Here is a 16,854-nt window from a genome sequence, read left to right as displayed (position 1 = left end):
CAGCCAACTGCTTTTCAAGCTGGGGAATGCGCCCGTACTGGATCTCGGAGACCTTGGCGAAATCCTGACTCCGCATTGCTGAATCGATTTCCTGGCGCGCCTGTTCGATCGACTCCTTGATCTTGGTAGTGCCGGTGACGGCGGCCTTCTCCGCCTTCCAGATTTCCTCGAGATCGGAAAACTCGCGTTCGAGTACTTCGATCTCGCTTTGCAGATCGGCAAGCCGCTGCTTCGACTCGGCGTCTTTCTCCTTCTTCAGCGCCTCGCGCTGGATCTTGAGCTGGATCAGCCGGCGCTCCTTGCGATCAAGCTCCTCCGGCTTGGAATCGATTTCCATGCGGATGCGGGACGCGGCCTCGTCCATCAGGTCGATGGCCTTGTCCGGCAATTGTCGATCCGCGATATAGCGATGTGACAGCGTGGCTGCGGCAACGATCGCCGGATCGGTGATCTCGACGCCGTGATGCACGGCGTATTTTTCCTTGAGCCCGCGCAGGATCGCTATGGTGTCCTCGACGCTCGGCTCGCCGACGAAGACCTTCTGGAACCGGCGCTCCAGCGCCGCATCCTTTTCGATGTACTTGCGGTACTCGTCTAGCGTAGTGGCGCCCACGCAATGCAACTCGCCACGCGCGAGCGCGGGCTTGAGCATGTTGCCGGCATCCATTGAACCCTCGGCCTTGCCCGCGCCAACCATGGTGTGCAATTCGTCGATAAACAGGATCACCTGGCCTTCCTGTTTGGACAGATCATTGAGGACACCCTTGAGGCGCTCTTCAAATTCACCGCGGAATTTCGCACCGGCAATCAGGGACCCCATGTCGAGCGAAAGCACGCGCTTGCCGCGCAGCCCTTCGGGAACCTCGTCATGGATGATGCGCTGGGCCAGACCCTCGACAATGGCTGTCTTGCCAACGCCTGGTTCGCCGATCAGGACCGGATTGTTCTTGGTGCGACGCTGCAATACCTGGATCACGCGACGGATTTCCTCGTCGCGCCCGATAACAGGATCAAGCTTGCCCGAGCCGGCTCTGGCGGTCAGGTCAATGCAGTATTTTTCCAGGGCCTGCCTGTTTTCCTCGGCGTTGGCGTCGTCAACCTTTTCGCCGCCTCGCATGCGCTCGATCGCTGAATCCAGACTGGCAGCATTGGCGCCGGTCGCCTTCAGGGCGGCGCCGGCTTCGCCCTTGTCCTCAAGTGCTGCGAGCACGAAGAGTTCGCTGGCAATGAACTGATCGCCTCGCTTCTGGGCGAGCTTGTCGGTCAGGTTGAGGATGCGATTCAATTCATTGCCGACGCTGATATTGCCTTCCTGGCCGGCTACTTTCGGTAATGCGTCAAGAATCTGTCCGAGCCGCGTTCGCAAGGCGGCAACGTTGACCCCGGACTGGGCCAGCATCGGCTGGGTCGAGCCGCCCTGCTGGTCGAGCAGGGCGACGAGGACATGCACCGGTTCCAGCATATTGTGATCGCGTCCGACAGCCAGACTCTGGGCGTCCGCGAGAGCCTGCTGAAAACGCGAGGTCAGTTTGTCCATGCGCATTGGAAATACCTTCAATTCAAGAAGCGACAAGCAAGAAATGGAGGCATGCCGAGCAGGAATCAAGCGCTGCAGAGCCGTCGCTGATCGGATTGGGTAGTAGCCTGCAAGCCGGAAGTCACAAGACGTGATCCGGAAGGGCAACAAGCGTCGAAGCGCCAACGGGCCGAGCGAAACCCGGAGCCCCGGCTTCTAGTGGTGCATCAAGCCGTATGTGCCGGACTACGGCTGACCAGGCTGGCGGCGGGTGAAAGCGTGATTCTGAAACAGGCACCACCGCCAGCCACCGGCACATACTCCAGCGTGGCCTGGCTGGACTCGCACATCTGGCGCGCCAGATACAGGCCCAGACCCGTCCCGTATTCGCTGGTTGTATAGAACGGATCGAAAATCTGCGCAGCGACCTTGGCCGGGATTCCCGGGCCGCGATCGACCACTTCGATCAAGGGCGGCCCCTTGTCGGTAGCTAGCCGCGCAACCACGACGACCCTGGCGACGGCACCGGGCTCACGACCATAGCGAATTGCATTCTGGACAAGGTTCCAGACCACCTGCTGCAGGTGCTGGGGATCCACCATAGCCTCGATTTGTCGATTCTGGGTGATCGCGCGCAGATGATCCTGGCCAATATCGTTGTTCTGCTTGTATTCCTCGACGAAGTTCAATGCCCAGGCATTGACATCGATACTCTCCGGCCGCGATCGCTCGCGTCGCGAAAGTTGCAGGATGTTTTCAATGACCTCGTTGGCCCGCGTGCAGTGGTTGTTGACGATATCGACCAGGCGGCGGTCTTCTTCTTCCATGCTCTCCGATTCGGCCAGCAATTGGGCCGAATAGCGGATCGCTGCCAGCGGATTTCGGATCTCGTGGGCGATTGATGCGGACAGACGACCCAATGATGCAAGGGTCATTTCCTCGGCCCTTCGCGACAGCAGCGAGGTGTCGTCAAGGAAGATCAGGATATGCGTATCGTCGTTGGGCGCCATGCGCGAGAAGCGCGGAATCACCTCGGGCACATCGGCTGCGAGCGCCACCGGGTTCTGATCGATGCGGCCCGAATTGCGCCAATGATAGAGCCGTCGGGAAAGTTCAGCGGCGACCTGGCCCAGGTCGCGTTCGTTCGGCGAGGGATTGCCAATCAGGTGCCAGGCCGATTCGTTGATGCGAAGGATATGGTTGGCATCGTCAACCAGAAGCACGCCTGTCTTCATGCGCCGGATGATCAGGTCGTTGACCTGCTCAAGGTTGAGCAAGTCGACCCCGCGTTGTTCGGCCAGCGCTTCCGTCTCGCGCATCTGGCGGCCAAGGTGGGAGCAAAGTGCAGCCACGGCGATGTAGGCGATGCCGAACAGGGTTGCCTCGAGCACACTGCGATCAACCGCACTCTCGTTGACATACGCGTAGATCGGTGGAGCCATCACGCCAATGGCTGCCAGCCCGGCCAGGGCCACGGACTGACGGAAAGGAAGCAGCAATGCGCAGACGCCGACATTGACCATCAACATCATCGGGATCGAGCTATGGCCGCCGCTGATCGAGAACAGGATCAGGGACGCGGCAATGGCATCCAGCGCCAGCGCCAGTCCGATGCTTGCGCTGAGATTCTTGCGCATGCGTTCGGTCGAGATCAGCAGGATCGCTGCTACCGCGCAATAGATCAGGGCTACCACACGCCCCATCTGGGAGTGACTGATCTTTATCCAGTCGACCGCGAGCGGGCTGAATACCAGGCCTATGTAGACGACAGACTCGAGTAGTCGATACAGGTTGAAGAAAACCAGCTCGCGCCGGGTAATGTCGCCCGATACGTCATCTGCACGTCGTGCTCTGCGATCAGTCAATTGCGTATCTCCATGGCCGACAAATTATAGGTACGCCGCGCGCATTGCCATAGCCGGCCTGTTTTCGTTTCCGAATGTCCCGATTGCAAGGCAGATCAGGGCACTCATGAGTTGCGCAGGGAGGCCTCATTGCTTGAGTGAAAACACGAAGGGGCGTTCTCCTGGGACTCGTCCGATTCCGCCCGGAGCCCGGGCCCTGGCCCGGCTGCGCCGCCATCGCAGGCGACCTCTTTTGCAATCACGGCCCGAAATGCCCAGAATACGCGCCCATTCTGCGGGTCGGCCCGGAATCCCGGCGTCGGCGCTTTTCTCTTTCTGATCAAAGGTTTGCGGTTGCTGACAATGGTGCAGCGGCGTAATCCGTGACTCTCCCAACCAGGTGCCTGCATGAATTTCCACGAATACCAAGCCAAGGAATTGTTCGCCCAGTACGGCATACCCGTCCCTCCCGGAAAAGTCGCTTCCTCCCCGGAGCAGGCCGTTGACGCCGCCAAGGCGCTGGGCGGAACCCAATGGATGGTCAAGGCACAGATCCATGCCGGCGGTCGCGGAAAGTCTGGCGGTGTAAAATTTTGCAAATCCGGCGATGAGGTCAAGGCGGCTGCAGCAGGCATGCTCGGTCAGGACATGGAAACCTATCAGTCGGGTGGCCGCGCGCTGCCGGTCAACCTGGTCCTGGTCACCGATGCAGCTGATATTGCAAAGGAACTGTATCTCTCGATCCTGGTTGACCGCGACAGTCGCGCCGTTTCCTTCATTGCTTCGGCCCAGGGTGGAGTCGACATCGAACAGGTCGCCCGCGAGACGCCGGAAGACATCCACACGATCGAAGTCAATTTCGTCGAAGGCCTGCAGCCCTACCAGTGCCGCAAGCTCGCCTTTGACATGGGCCTCGATGGCAAGCAGGCCAACCAGCTGACCAAGATCATGCTGGGGCTGTACAAGCTGTTCAACGAGAAGGACCTGGCCCTGGTCGAGCTCAATCCGCTCGCCATCCTCGATTCCGGCGTGCTGATGGCGCTGGACGGCAAGGTCAACTCCGACGACAACGCCGAGTTCCGCCATCCGAAGCTGGCCGCGATGCGCGACCTGACCCAGGAAGATGCCGCCGAAGCGGCGGCCGTCCAGCACAACCTCAACTACGTGACCATGGACGGCAATATCGGCTGCATGGTCAATGGTGCCGGCCTGGCCATGGCGACCATGGACGTGATCAAGCTGGCGGGTGGCGAGCCAGCCAACTTCCTCGATGTTGGCGGCGGCGCGACCAAAGAGCGCGTCACCGAGGCATTCAAGCTGATCCTTCGCTCGGACAAGGTCCAGGCCATCCTGATCAACATCTTCGGCGGCATCGTCCGCTGCGACCTGATCGCGGAAGGCGTCATCGCTGCGGTCAAGGAAGTCGGCCTGAAGATTCCGGTGATCGTTCGCCTGCAAGGCACCAATGTCGACAAGGGTCGCGAATTGCTGGCCAATTCCGGTTTGGCGATCACCACTGCCGATGACCTCAACGATGCGGCGAACAAGGCTGTTGCGTCGGTCAAGGCCGCCTGAACCCCCATCAATAAAACCGTCATTTACCCGTAGGAAGCGGCTTCAGCCGCGATGCTTCTGCTCCTGATCTTGAACAAGCAGCATTGCCCCGTGAAGGGGCTCCCCGGGAAAGCAAAGAAATTTCGAGGATTGATCCATGAGCGTTTTGGTCAACAAGAACACCAAGGTCATCACCCAGGGCTTTACCGGCCAGCAGGGCACCTTCCATTCCGAACAGGCGATTGAATACGGCACCAAGCTGGTCGGCGGCGTTACTCCGGGCAAGGGTGGCAGTGAGCACATCGGCCTGCCGGTGTTCAACACCGTGCTTGATGCCGTAGAGGCAACCGGTGCGGACGCATCAATGATCTTTGTGCCGCCGCCGTTCGCGGCAGACGCGATCCTCGAAGCGGCGGATGCCGGCATCAAGGTCATCGTCACGATCACCGAGGGCATTCCGGTGCTCGATATGCTGCGCGTGAAGAATGTTCTGCTGCAGTATCCGGACACTGTCCTGATCGGCCCGAACTGCCCCGGCATCATTACTCCGGGCGAATGCAAGATCGGCATCATGCCCGGCCACATCCACAAGCCCGGCAAAGTCGGCATCGTCTCGCGTTCGTGCACGCTGACCTATGAGGCCGTGTTCCAGACCACCAACGTCGGCCTCGGCCAATCGACCTGCATCGGCATTGGCGGTGATCCGATCAATGGTCTGAGCTTCATCGACTGCCTGAAGCTGTTCCAGGAAGATCCGCAGACCGAGGGCATCATCATGGTCGGCGAAATCGGCGGCAGCGCCGAGGAAGAGGCAGCAGAATTCATTTCCGAATTCGTAACCAAGCCCGTCGTCGCATTCATTGCCGGCGCCAGTGCCCCGGCAGGCAAGCGCATGGGCCATGCCGGCGCGATCATTTCGGGTGGCAAGGGTACCGCTGCAGCCAAGTTCGAGGCGCTGGAGAAGGCGGGCGTGACCACGGTCAAGTCACCGGCCGATCTCGGAACGACCCTGGCGAAATTGATGAAGTAGTCGCATTCCTGCGACGTGTCCCGAAAAGCCGTCGGAGCCATCCGGCGGCTTTTTTCGTTTGCCAGATCCCAGCACTGCGCAGTCGCGCTGTCGGCTCAGGGCGATCCGCGTTGGGGTTCGCGGCGCTCACCATCCACCTGCGAGGAAGAGAAAACCTGCTGCACTTCGCAGGTTGGGCTGAGCGCAGCGATGCTCAACACCCGGATCGCGGCCAACTCAAAGTTGCGGTCTGTCGTGGGAGGAGGAAGGTAGTCTCCCTAATCCCCATTCCCCATTCCCGCCTCTGGGTAGCCCAGGGTTCAGGGCAATCCGGCCCGATTGCGCTAGTCTGTGGCGCTATGCGAACGGGGCGCATCGTCGATTCATGGTCCCGGCTGCAACCCAAGCCCGGCCATGATGTCGATGCACATGACTGAAAACGAACTGCCTGCCGATACCGCCGAGCCCCCGACCGCGCTGCCGCGCATTCCTGGCTATCGACTCGAGCGTCGGTTGGGCCTGGGTGGCATGGCGACGGTCTACCTCGCCGTGCAGGAATCGCTTGATCGCGAAGTCGCGATCAAGGTCATGCGTTCCGGCCGCCTTTTCGATGAGGCCATGTCGATTCGATTCGAGCATGAAGCGCGCATCATCGCCAAACTCGAACACCCCGGCATCGTCGTCATCCACGAGGTCGGCCGAACGGAATCCGGTGACCTCTACTACGTCATGCCGTATCTGGCCAAGGGTGACCTCAGTGTGCGCGACTATCGCGACGACGAGTCCGGACTGATCTCCCTTCTGCACGCACTGCTCGACGCGCTTGGTTATGCGCATGCTCGTGGAATCGTGCATCGCGACGTGAAGCCGGAGAACGTCCTGTTCGACAACGCGGATCGTCCGCAGCTTGCCGACTTTGGCATTGCCCTCGCCCAGCGCGAATTCAATTCAAGACTTACCGGTGACGGCCTGGTCATCGGCAGCGGTGCCCAGATGAGTCCTGAGCAGGCTCGCGCCGATTCGGTAGACGGACGATCCGACCTCTACAGCCTCGGCGTCCTCACCTACGAGTTGCTGACCGGGAAGCTGCCATTCCAGTCGAGCGACGCATTGGCCCTGGCGCTGATGCACGCCCAGGATCCGGTGCCGAAGTTGCCGGACGAAAAAGCGCACTGGCAGTCCTTCATCGACCATGCCATGGCGAAGCGACCGGAACATCGATTCCGCAACGCCCAGGCGATGCAGCGCGCCCTCGAGCCGATTCAGAAACACATCCTGCGTGCAGCTGGACCAATCGGGCGGTGGCGCCATTCGCTGCGCAATCGCCCCGCCCTGCTCGTTGCCGTGGGAGCGCTGCTGGCTGTCTCGCTGGTCTCACTGGCACTGCCATGGCTGGCGCAATGGAATGCGCAACGCCCCGAATCGGGCATTGCCATGCCGATCGCCCAGAGCGCGGCCAACGAGCACGATCTGTCGATGGTGAGACTCTTGTCTACCGCACAGGAACAGCTTGCGAATGGCGCATTGATAGCCCCGGAAGGCGCCAATGCGGCACAGACATACCTGATGGTGATCGATGCCGAACCATCCAATAGCGAAGCACGAGCAGGCTTGCAGGCGGTGCTCGCCGCTTCGGCAGCGGCACTGGTGAATGCCACCCGCGATAACCAGTTTGACAAGGTACACGGCGAATACCTGCAACTCGAATCGATGGCTGCGCGCGCCGGCCTGATCAGCTCAGAGGGCTTCAGCCAGCTTCGCGACGAGCTTGAAGAAGCCCTGCTGGCGAAGACCACCGAAAATGTCGCGCGGGCCGAAATGAAAAATGCCGAAGCCGGACTGGCACTGGCAGGCGACCTCGAATTCAACTCGACCGGGTTCACCAACCTGGCAGATCAGCTCAGACAGTTGCCAAGTGTGGGTGTAGAGATCCGTGACCCGGGCGGGCCACCGTTGATGTTGGTGCCAGCGCGCCACGCCGGCTCAAGCCTGGGCACGGGAGTCCTGATGATGCGCAATGAAGTCAGTCGCGATGACTATGCCGCGTTCGCCAACTCCAGTGGCCGGGAAACCACGCGGTGCCGCAACCGTCTATCTCCGCTTCGACTGTTCGATCGTCGCGACTGGCGTGACCCCGGCTTCGCGCAATCGGGCAGCGAACCCGTCGTTTGTGTCAGCTACGCGGATGCGCAGGCGTATGCGAACTGGCTTGCACGACGCACCAATGAGCGCTATCGACTGCCCAGCAAACAGGAATGGTTGGCCGCCGCGCGATCGATTCCGACCAGCGGTTCTCCCTGTCGGCTTGGCAACGTGCGCGATACGAGTGCCAAGGGTCTCGACCTTCGCTATTCCTGCAACGATGCCCAGGCCAACACGGCACCCAGGGGGCGCTACATCGAAAGCGGGCTCGGCCTGCACGACATGCGAGGCAATGTCGCCGAATGGACGTCCACCTGCGGAACCGCTGGCAATCCCGCCTCCAGCGGCAAGGCAGGAAATACCTGCACGCGTCACGACGTACTCGGCCTTTCCTGGCAGGACGGGCCCGATGTGGACCCGGACAATGTGCGCGAACTGCCGTCGGACCGAGGCTACGATGATGTCGGCTTCAGGCTGGTCCGTGAAGTTCGCTGGCCTGGTGGCAGCCGTGATGAATAGACCGGCATGGCATACTTTGCCCGACTGCCGAACCAGTGGCACGGAACGCTTGACCAGGAATCCATCCGGTCCCGCAATCCAGTGACACAGATCCTGGCCGGTGGCATCCACTCCAATCTGCCGACGAATTCCGATGCCTGACTTGCGCGTGGCGCTGGCCCAGTTTGATTTCCCGGTTGGTGCGATCGGCCGGAATGCGGATCGCATCCGTGCACTCGCAGCCGATGCGCGCGATCGCCACAACGCCGATCTGATCGTTTTTCCCGAACTCGCACTGAGCGGGTATCCGCCGGAGGACCTGCTGCTGCGGCCGAGTTTCCTCGCCGCATGCGAGGCGGAACTGGCCAGGCTTGCCACCGACATCAGCGGCATCGTCGCCGTGGTCGGCTGGCCTCAATCGGCAGGGTCCATTGTCTACAACGCAGTCAGCGTGTTGCGTGATGGCCAGGTCGAATCGACTTATCGCAAGCGAGAGCTGGCCAACTACGCGGTATTCGACGAACGACGCTACTTTGAAGTTGATCCGGATGGCGGTGCACTTGTCTTCGACGTCAACGAGGTCCGGGTTGGCCTGGTGATTTGTGAAGACCTCTGGTTCGCCGAACCACTGGCAGATACCGTCGCACAGGGTGCCGAGCTTGTGGTCGTACCCAATGCCTCACCCTACGATCACGGAAAGCTGGAGCGCCGCGACGCCCTGATCGGTACCCGCATCGGCGAAAGCCGTGTCGCGCTGGCATATCTCAACCTGGTTGGCGGACAGGATGCGGTAGTCTACGACGGTGCCTCGGTATTGGCCGATGCCGATGGCAAGGTACACACCGCAGCACGCGCATTCGAAGAGCACCTTCTCGTCGCCGATTTCAACTCCGGCTCGGGAACATTCACGCCGGTGGCCTGGCCGCAGGAAACCGATGAAAGCCGCGAGAGCCTCGCCTGGCGCGCCATCGTCCGCGCGACCCGCGATTACTGCATCAAGAACCGTTTCGGCAAGGTCTGGATAGGACTATCGGGCGGCATCGACTCTGCCCTCGTGCTGGCCATCGCCGTCGACGCGATGGGCGCCGAGAACGTGACCGTGGTGCGCCTGCCCTCGCGCTATACCTCGGGACAGAGCAACGATCTCGCCGATGACCAGGCAAAGGCACTGGGCGTGCGCATCGAGACTATCCCGATCGCCGGGCCGTTCCAGGGTTTCCTTGATGCGCTATCGCCCATTTTTTCCGGGCTGGAAGCGGATACCACGGAAGAAAACCTGCAATCGCGTTGCCGGGGCGCGATCCTGATGGCCCTGTCGAACAAGTTTGGCGGCTTGCTGCTGACCACCGGCAACAAGAGCGAATACGCCGTCGGCTATGCCACGATTTATGGCGACATGTGCGGCGGCTATGCGCCGATCAAGGACCTGTACAAGACCGACGTCTACGCGTTGGCGAACTGGCGCAACGAGCAGGAAACCGACAAGGGAGGCGCGCCCGTGATTCCGCAACAGGTGATCGACAGGCCACCTTCCGCAGAATTGCGCGACAACCAGACCGACCAGGATTCACTGCCCCCCTACGACATCCTTGATGCGATCCTTGGTCGCTATGTCGACCAGGAGCAGTCACGCGAGGAAATCGTGGCCGCCGGCTTCGACGCCGAAACGGTCAGGCAGGTCGTGCATCTGGTCACGATCAGCGAGTGGAAGCGTCAGCAGGCAGCCCCGGGACCCAAGGTGTCGCGTCGCGCGTTTGGCCGCGAGCGACGCTATCCGATCACCTCGGGCTGGGATTGACCGGGTTTACTCCTTGACGCCCTTGATGATGGGCTTGGTGCCACGGTTCGACAACGGAACCAGGCGCCACCAGGTCGAGCGCCATTGCGGCCACTCCCCGTCCAGTGACGGATGATTCGGGTAATTCAGCTCAAGCACCCGGGTCGTGTCGGCGGCAAGAGATTCCTGGCCCAGATGCCCGTAGGAAAGCACGAGGATGGCCAGCGCATCCGCCACATAGCGTGACTGGTCGTAAGTCTCGATGATCGCCTTGGCCCGGTTTGCAGCGCCGACATAGGATCCCTGGCGCAAGTAGAACAGGGAAATATTGAGTTCCGATTTCGCCATGCCATCACGCAGGTAGATCATGCGCAGCTTGGCATCTGCCGCGTAGGCGCTTTCCGGGTGGCGCTTGATCAGGGCCGCAAAGTCGTCGAAGGACTGGCGGACGAAGGCCTGGTCACGCTGTGTCATGTCGAGACCGGCGTAGCGCTCGAGCATGCCTTCCTCGCGATCGAAGTTGATCAGGCCGCGAAGGTAGTACGCATAGTCGATGTGCTTTTGCGCAGGATAGGTCTTGATGAAGCGGTTGATCGTTGAATAGGCTTCATCCGGCTTGTTCATCTTGAACTGCGCGTAGGCCTTGTCCAGCTGCGCCTGCTCGGTGTACTCACCGAACGGGAACCGCGCAATCAGGCGCGAAAATACCTTGTCCGCGGCCGTGTAGTCGCCGGAGTCGACATAGCCTTTGCCCTTGGCGTACATCTGTTCGACCGACAGACTTTCGAGCGGATCGGCTTTCTTGTCGCCGAACAGGGAGCAACCGGCCATGAGGAACACGGCCAGGAAGACGATTACAAGCCGGGAAACAACCCGGATTCTGCGGGAAGCTCGCATGCGGAAGGGGGCTCTGCGATGATGGTGGGTGGCGATCATAACCCGAACGCCGTTGGCGTCGGAAACCCGCGTCAATCTCGAACCCTTGCAGATCGACGTCCATGAGCCAAGCCCAACCCACGCTGAATGCCAGCATCCCCCCGGAATCCGCCGGCCGCCGCTTCGATGCCGCGCTTGCCGAACTGTTTCCTGACTATTCGCGCTCCCGCCTGAGCACCTGGATCAAGGCTGGCGACGTACTGCTCGATGGTGAGCAGGTCATCCCGCGCCACATCGTGCACGGCGGCGAACAGGTCGAAATCAAGGTGCGCATGCAGCGCGAGGTCAGCGCCAGCCCCGAACCGATCGACCTCGATATCCGCTTCGAGGACGCCGATCTGATCGTCGTCAACAAGCCAGCCGGATTGATCGTCCATCCTGGCGCGGGAAATCCCGACGGAACCCTGCAAAATGCACTGCTGCACCACGATCCGGATCTTGCCGGCATTCCACGCGCGGGGCTGGTCCATCGACTGGACAAGAACACCTCGGGCCTGATGGTCGTTGCGCGCACTCTGCGCGCGCACACGGCGCTGGTCGAGCAACTGTCCGCGCGCACCGTCCACCGCCAGTACGAGGCTCTGGTCTACGGACCGATGGTTGCAGGCGGCAAGGTCGACCAGCCGATCGGCCGCCATCCCGTCGACCGCCTGAGGCAGGCAGTCCGGGAAGACGGACGTGAGGCCGTGACCCACTACAGGGTGCGCGAAAAATTCCGCATCATGACCCTGGTCGAATGCCGGCTCGAAACCGGCCGGACCCACCAGATCAGGGTGCACATGGCTCATGTCCGTCATCCGATCGTGGGTGACCTCAGCTACGGAAACCTGCGCCTGCCCAAGGGCGCGACACCGGAACTGATCGAAGCGCTGCGCGGATTCCGGCGTCAGGCCCTGCATGCAGAGCGCCTGGAATTCCAGCATCCGGCCAGCGGAGAGACGGTCAAGATCGAAGTCGCCCGCCCAGCCGACATGGAAGCGCTGATCAACACCGTGCGCGAAGACAGCCTGGCGTTTGCCGGCGGAAAATGACCAATTCCTGGCTTGAAGCGGATTGGCAGGCCCCGGCATGCGTACATGCCGTGGTCACCACCCGCCAGATGTCCGGCCATTCACTCCCCCCTTTTGATCGCTGCAACCTCGGCAGTCGGTGTGGCGATGATGCGCAGGCAGTTGCTGCAAACCGGCAAGAAATCATCGGTCAGTTGGACCTGCCCTCGCCGCCCGCCTGGCTGCATCAGGTCCACGGAACCCGGGTGGTGCGCGTCGACGCAGTGCCTGCCGTCGATACTGCCGAGCCGGAAGCCGATGGGTCCACTACACGCACCCCGGGAGTTGTCCTCGGCATTCTGACGGCAGACTGTCTTCCGGTATTTTTCTGCTCCATGGAGGGCGACGAGGTGGCTGTCGCACACGCCGGCTGGCGCGGACTGGCCGCCGGCATGCTCGAACAGACGCTCGCCAGCCTGTGTTCGCCGTCGAGGCGGGTCATGGCCTGGATCGGACCGGCCATCGGGCGTGAATCGTACGAGGTCGGCGAGGAGGTCCACGAGGCTTTTGTCAGCACCGGCTCCGAGGCGCAGAGCGCCTTTTCCGCTACGCGCCCCGGTCATTGGCTATGCGACCTGCCTGCCTTGGCCAGACAGCGGCTTGAACACGCCGGATTGCATTCGATCGCTGGCGGGAATTTTGATACACGCGCGGATTCACGCTTCTACTCCCATCGCAGGGAAGCACGAAGCGGCCGTTTCGCAAGCCTCATCTGGATTTCCTGATTCGCCAGGGAGCCGTTGAGGCAGCGCAACAAAGAGCTGCGCGCAGACAGGCGTCGCCCAACCGACCGGTTTTCTTCGGAAAAGGAGGTGGACGTCAGAAGGCCCGCCCGCTGCACCGCGAGACCCGCCAGGGCCAGCAGCCTTCACTTCGCCTCTCAGCACGACTGGCGGACCGTCTGAATGCCATGATGATTGCGCCACTTGATCAGCGTTGCCTGAATGTGAATTTGTACCGGTATGCCAGGATCACCGAAGGGTAGGCTGGTCGTCGAATCCGGAAAGATCAGGGGTGCACCGATGCAACTTCGATTCTCGAGCCTGTGCCTGAGCCTTGTCGCCGCCAGCGCGAGCGCCGCTGAAGTGACCGTCCAGAATGACTCCCTGACCGATTTCTCGACCGGCGTGGTACAGGCCGGCTTCATCACCAGCGAAATCGGCGCAAGCTGGCTGACATCGCCGTGCACCGGAAACATCATTGCCGCCCAGATTTTCTGGCGCTCGGCCGTTGGCGTATCCGGCAAGGTGCTGGGCGGATCGATCGACATTCATCGCTCCGGTACCTATCCGACTCCAGGCGCCCTGGCCGAGCAGATCGCCGCGCCCCTGCTTACCGATGGGGTGATGAACGAATACCGCTATCTCGATGACAACGCCACGATCCCCCTGGCCGTGCCGGTCACGGCCAACGAAACGTTCGTGATTGGCTATCGCTTTTCCGACCCTCCGACAGCCAGCGGGCCGAGCCTGGTCAACGACACTGATGGCATACAGACCGGTCGAAATGCGATCTATGCCATCGACACCGGTTCAGGCCAGGGCTTCTGGTTTGCCTCGCAAACACTGGGCGTGACCGGTGACTGGGTAATCAGGGCCGTGGTCGATTGCCAGTCCAGCGGCAGCGAAGCCGATGTATCCGTAGGCATCACCACCTCGCCGGACCTCTATATCCCTGGACAACCCCTCGGACACACCATCACGGTCGCAAACGCCGGCCCGGCGGATGCACCCAGCGTGATCGTGTTCGATGCGTTTCCTGCCACCTACTCCGCCGTGACATGGAGCTGTGCGGCCAGTGGAGGCGCGAGCTGCACCTCGGGTGGTAGCGGCAACCTGTCCCAGCCCGTCAGCCTGCCAGCCGGCTCTCAAGTCGCCTGCACGGTCAATGCGACGATCACGGCCAATGCCACAGGCATGCTCTCCAATACGGTCACCGCCGTGGTCAACGCCCCGATAAGCGATCCTGACCCGGCCAACAACGCCGCGACAGCCGATACCGCCCCGCTTTCGGACCGGATCTTTGCCGGTGGTTTTGAATTGCAACCGTGAAAGCGCGTGCCGATGCAAGGCTTCAGCGGGTTGACGGGCTCTAATGCTTTGCCTTAATGGCCCACGCGGATTAACCTTGTGCATCGCCTCCCGCGCCCATCGAACGAAGGCATGAGCAAAAAATACGCACTTGTAATTGACGATGAGCGGGATATCCGTGAGCTGCTGACCCTGACTCTGGGCCGCATGGGCCTGGTCGTGGAGACAGCCGCGACGGTCAGCGAAGCCAAGCAGCGCCTCACGGAATCGCGCTACGCATTGTGCTTTACCGACATGCGCCTGCCCGATGGCACCGGCCACGAGGTCATCGAACTGATTGCCGCGCAATACCCCGACACGCCAGTGGCCATGATCACGGCCTACGGCAATGTCGACGCCGCCGTGGTCGCACTCAAGGCTGGCGCCTTTGATTTCGTCTCCAAACCGGTGGATATCAACGTCCTCCGCCGCCTGGTGCAGACCGCCTTGCGCCTTTCCGAGGAAAAAAAGGCAACGGTGGATGCCAGCAGCGCCAAGCTGGTCGGTGATTCGGAGCCCATGAAGGAACTGCGCGCCACGATCGCCAAGGTGGCCCGAAGCCAGGCCCCGGTCTATGTGGCCGGTGAATCCGGCGTCGGCAAGGAGCTGGCTTCGCGCCTGATTCACGAGCTGGGCCCGCGAGCATCAGCAGCCTTTGTTCCGGTCAACTGCGGCGCGATTCCATCAGAGCTGATGGAAAGTGAATTCTTCGGACATCGCAAGGGCAGCTTCACCGGTGCGCATGCCGACAAGGAAGGCCTGTTCCAGGCAGCTGATGGCGGCACCCTGTTTCTCGATGAAGTGGCCGAACTGCCCCTGCACATGCAGGTCAAGCTGCTGCGCGTGATCCAGGAAAAAGCGGTTCGCCCCATCGGCGCACGCGCCGAAGTTGCGGTGGACGTGCGCATACTTTCGGCAACCCACAAGAATCTGGCCCGACTCGTCGACCTGGGTTCATTTCGCCAGGATCTGTTCTACCGCATCAACGTGATCGAGTTGCGCGTGCCGCCATTGCGCGAGCGCCGCGACGATATTCCGCTCCTTGCCGGCCGCATCCTTGAGCGCCTCGGGCGTGAAACGGAACGAGCCCCGGCCAGGCTGAGCCCGGATGCACTCAAGGCACTGTGCATCTATGATTTCCCGGGCAACGTTCGCGAACTGGAAAACATCCTCGAACGTGCAGTTGCCCTGTGCGAAGACGGCTCGATCAGCGCCGATGACATGCGCCTGATCGCGCGTGCGCCGGCTGCGCAATCAGGTGGTCCCGGCGAAACGGCCATGCCGACACGGCCAGCCGCTGCTCCCCAGCACTCGCCTGCCCGGCCTCGCGAAGCAGATGCTCCGTCCGGCATCATGCTGCCCGATTCCGCCTACAGCGGCGATCTGGCTGCAACCGTGGCTGAAACCGAACGCGCCGTCATTACCAAGGCACTCGAGGCCACCCGCTGGAACCGTACCGCGGCGGCCAAGCAACTGGGCCTGACCTTGCGCCAGCTTCGCTATCGCCTGGAAAAACTCGGCATCGAGTAGAAAAGCGTCGCCGGCCCGGAAATCACGTTGGTTCGATCGCTGTAGTCCGAATGGACTACCGGCTCGCCGCGCAGTGACCTTTCCGCCTGCGCAGTGTCGTGATCGATTCGAGTTGCGCGGCCAGTCCGACTTTTTCTCCTGTGAAACCCGGTTCTCCGCCACGCAACGAGCGCCGGATCTCAACCTCCAAGACTGCTCTTCCGTCGAGAAATCGCCGCTTCTGATCGATTGGTCTGTGCTGGGTTCATGTACGGGGCGCTAGGGTTGCGGATGTTGGTCCCCTCCCTCTTCCCTACTCCCGGAGCGCTTCCATGGCCACCCGAAAATCCGCGACGAAACAGCCCGCAAGCCGTGATTCCGACAATGCGAATCGCGGCAATGGCGGCGAAGTGCAGCAATTGAGCAACGCCCGACATCCGGCGCTGACGACCAATCAGGGTTTGCCGATCTCGGACAACCAGAATTCACTGCGCACTTCACCACGTGGCCCGACTCTGCTTGAAGATTTTGTCTTGCGCGAGAAGATCACGCATTTCGATCACGAACGCATTCCCGAGCGCATTGTTCACGCCCGCGGATCGGGTGCCCACGGTTACTTTCAGCTGACTCGGTCGTTGAAAAAACACACCACCGCCAGAATCCTGACCGAGGTCGGTGTGAAGACGCCCTTGTTCGCGCGCTTCTCGACAGTCGCCGGCGGTGCCGGCTCGGTCGACACGCCACGTGATGTCCGCGGTTTCGCAGTGAAATTTTATACCAAGGAAGGAAACTGGGACCTTGTCGGCAACAACATCCCGGTATTCTTCATACAGGATGCAATGAAATTTCCCGATCTCATTCATGCCGTGAAAATGGAACCCGACCGCGGATATCCGCAGGCGGCATCCGCGCACGATACCTTCTGGGACTTCATTTCACTGACTCCGGAAT

12 protein-coding genes are annotated in these 16,854 nt (G+C 61.4%); 9 read left to right on the top strand and 3 right to left on the bottom strand.

What is annotated here, in order from left to right:
• Positions 1-1,543 (bottom strand): Clp protease N-terminal domain-containing protein (locus tag WBP53_RS08270; protein WP_423927794.1); only part of this gene is annotated, 1,543 nt, incomplete at its 3' end.
• 200 nt (positions 1,544-1,743) lie between these two features.
• Entirely contained in the window at positions 1,744-3,381 is a 1,638-nt protein-coding gene (locus tag WBP53_RS08265) for a sensor histidine kinase (RefSeq protein WP_423927792.1), read from the bottom strand.
• Between the two features lie 387 nt (positions 3,382-3,768).
• On the opposite strand from WBP53_RS08265, the gene sucC reads away from it, so the two are divergent.
• From sucC to WBP53_RS08245, 4 genes are all read left to right on the top strand, one after another.
• Positions 3,769-4,935, top strand: a complete 1,167-nt coding sequence (sucC, locus tag WBP53_RS08260) for an ADP-forming succinate--CoA ligase subunit beta (protein ID WP_423927790.1) — start codon at positions 3,769-3,771, stop codon at positions 4,933-4,935.
• A 136-nt stretch (positions 4,936-5,071) separates the two neighbouring features.
• On the top strand, positions 5,072-5,944 hold the full coding sequence (sucD, locus tag WBP53_RS08255; RefSeq protein WP_423927788.1) for a succinate--CoA ligase subunit alpha: 873 nt from the start codon (positions 5,072-5,074) through the stop codon (positions 5,942-5,944).
• Between the two features lie 408 nt (positions 5,945-6,352).
• A complete protein-coding gene (locus WBP53_RS08250; protein ID WP_423927786.1) occupies positions 6,353-8,584 on the top strand; it encodes a bifunctional serine/threonine-protein kinase/formylglycine-generating enzyme family protein in 2,232 nt (743 codons plus the stop codon).
• A 133-nt stretch (positions 8,585-8,717) separates the two neighbouring features.
• A complete protein-coding gene (locus WBP53_RS08245) occupies positions 8,718-10,361 on the top strand; it encodes an NAD+ synthase (protein WP_423927784.1) in 1,644 nt (547 codons plus the stop codon).
• Positions 10,362-10,367: 6 nt separating this feature from the next.
• Here the strand turns inward: WBP53_RS08245 and WBP53_RS08240 are convergent, their stop codons facing one another.
• Complete coding sequence (locus WBP53_RS08240; RefSeq protein WP_423927782.1) at positions 10,368-11,237, bottom strand: outer membrane protein assembly factor BamD; 870 nt, start codon at positions 11,235-11,237, stop codon at positions 10,368-10,370.
• 101 nt (positions 11,238-11,338) lie between these two features.
• Here WBP53_RS08240 and rluD point away from each other — a divergent pair, with 101 nt between their 5' ends.
• From rluD to WBP53_RS08215, 5 genes are all read left to right on the top strand, one after another.
• Positions 11,339-12,307 carry a 23S rRNA pseudouridine(1911/1915/1917) synthase RluD gene (gene rluD / locus WBP53_RS08235; protein ID WP_423927780.1) on the top strand — a complete coding sequence of 323 codons (969 nt, stop codon included), beginning with the start codon at positions 11,339-11,341 and terminating at the stop codon, positions 12,305-12,307.
• Positions 12,304-13,050, top strand: a complete 747-nt coding sequence (gene pgeF, locus WBP53_RS08230) for a peptidoglycan editing factor PgeF (RefSeq protein ID WP_423927778.1) — start codon at positions 12,304-12,306, stop codon at positions 13,048-13,050. The genes rluD and pgeF overlap by 4 nt, the downstream gene beginning before the upstream one ends.
• Positions 13,051-13,347: 297 nt before the next feature.
• A complete protein-coding gene (locus WBP53_RS08225) occupies positions 13,348-14,376 on the top strand; it encodes a hypothetical protein (RefSeq protein WP_423927776.1) in 1,029 nt (342 codons plus the stop codon).
• 111 nt (positions 14,377-14,487) lie between these two features.
• Positions 14,488-15,924, top strand: coding sequence for a sigma-54-dependent transcriptional regulator (locus WBP53_RS08220; RefSeq protein ID WP_423927774.1), 1,437 nt, complete (start codon positions 14,488-14,490; stop codon positions 15,922-15,924).
• A gap of 311 nt (positions 15,925-16,235) precedes the next feature.
• The coding region (locus WBP53_RS08215) for a catalase (protein ID WP_423927772.1) at positions 16,236-16,854 on the top strand (619 nt) is incomplete at its 3' end.

The organism is Dokdonella sp. (assembly GCF_049593775.1).
In the GTDB taxonomy this organism is placed as follows: domain Bacteria; phylum Pseudomonadota; class Gammaproteobacteria; order Xanthomonadales; family Rhodanobacteraceae; genus Dokdonella.
This window is presented reverse-complemented; position numbering and strand designations above follow the sequence as displayed.

Bases quoted from the DNA above. Each gene is read 5' to 3' on its own strand.
- sucC (WP_423927790.1), top strand. From the start codon at position 3,769: ATGAATTTCCACGAATACCAAGCCAAGGAATTGTTCGCCCAGTACGGC.
- sucD (WP_423927788.1), top strand. From the start codon at position 5,072: ATGAGCGTTTTGGTCAACAAGAACACCAAGGTCATCACCCAGGGCTTT.
- WBP53_RS08250 (WP_423927786.1), top strand. From the start codon at position 6,353: ATGACTGAAAACGAACTGCCTGCCGATACCGCCGAGCCCCCGACCGCG.
- WBP53_RS08245 (WP_423927784.1), top strand. From the start codon at position 8,718: ATGCCTGACTTGCGCGTGGCGCTGGCCCAGTTTGATTTCCCGGTTGGT.
- WBP53_RS08240 (WP_423927782.1), bottom strand. From the start codon at position 11,237: ATGCGAGCTTCCCGCAGAATCCGGGTTGTTTCCCGGCTTGTAATCGTC.
- rluD (WP_423927780.1), top strand. From the start codon at position 11,339: ATGAGCCAAGCCCAACCCACGCTGAATGCCAGCATCCCCCCGGAATCC.
- pgeF (WP_423927778.1), top strand. From the start codon at position 12,304: ATGACCAATTCCTGGCTTGAAGCGGATTGGCAGGCCCCGGCATGCGTA.
- WBP53_RS08225 (WP_423927776.1), top strand. From the start codon at position 13,348: ATGCAACTTCGATTCTCGAGCCTGTGCCTGAGCCTTGTCGCCGCCAGC.
- WBP53_RS08220 (WP_423927774.1), top strand. From the start codon at position 14,488: ATGAGCAAAAAATACGCACTTGTAATTGACGATGAGCGGGATATCCGT.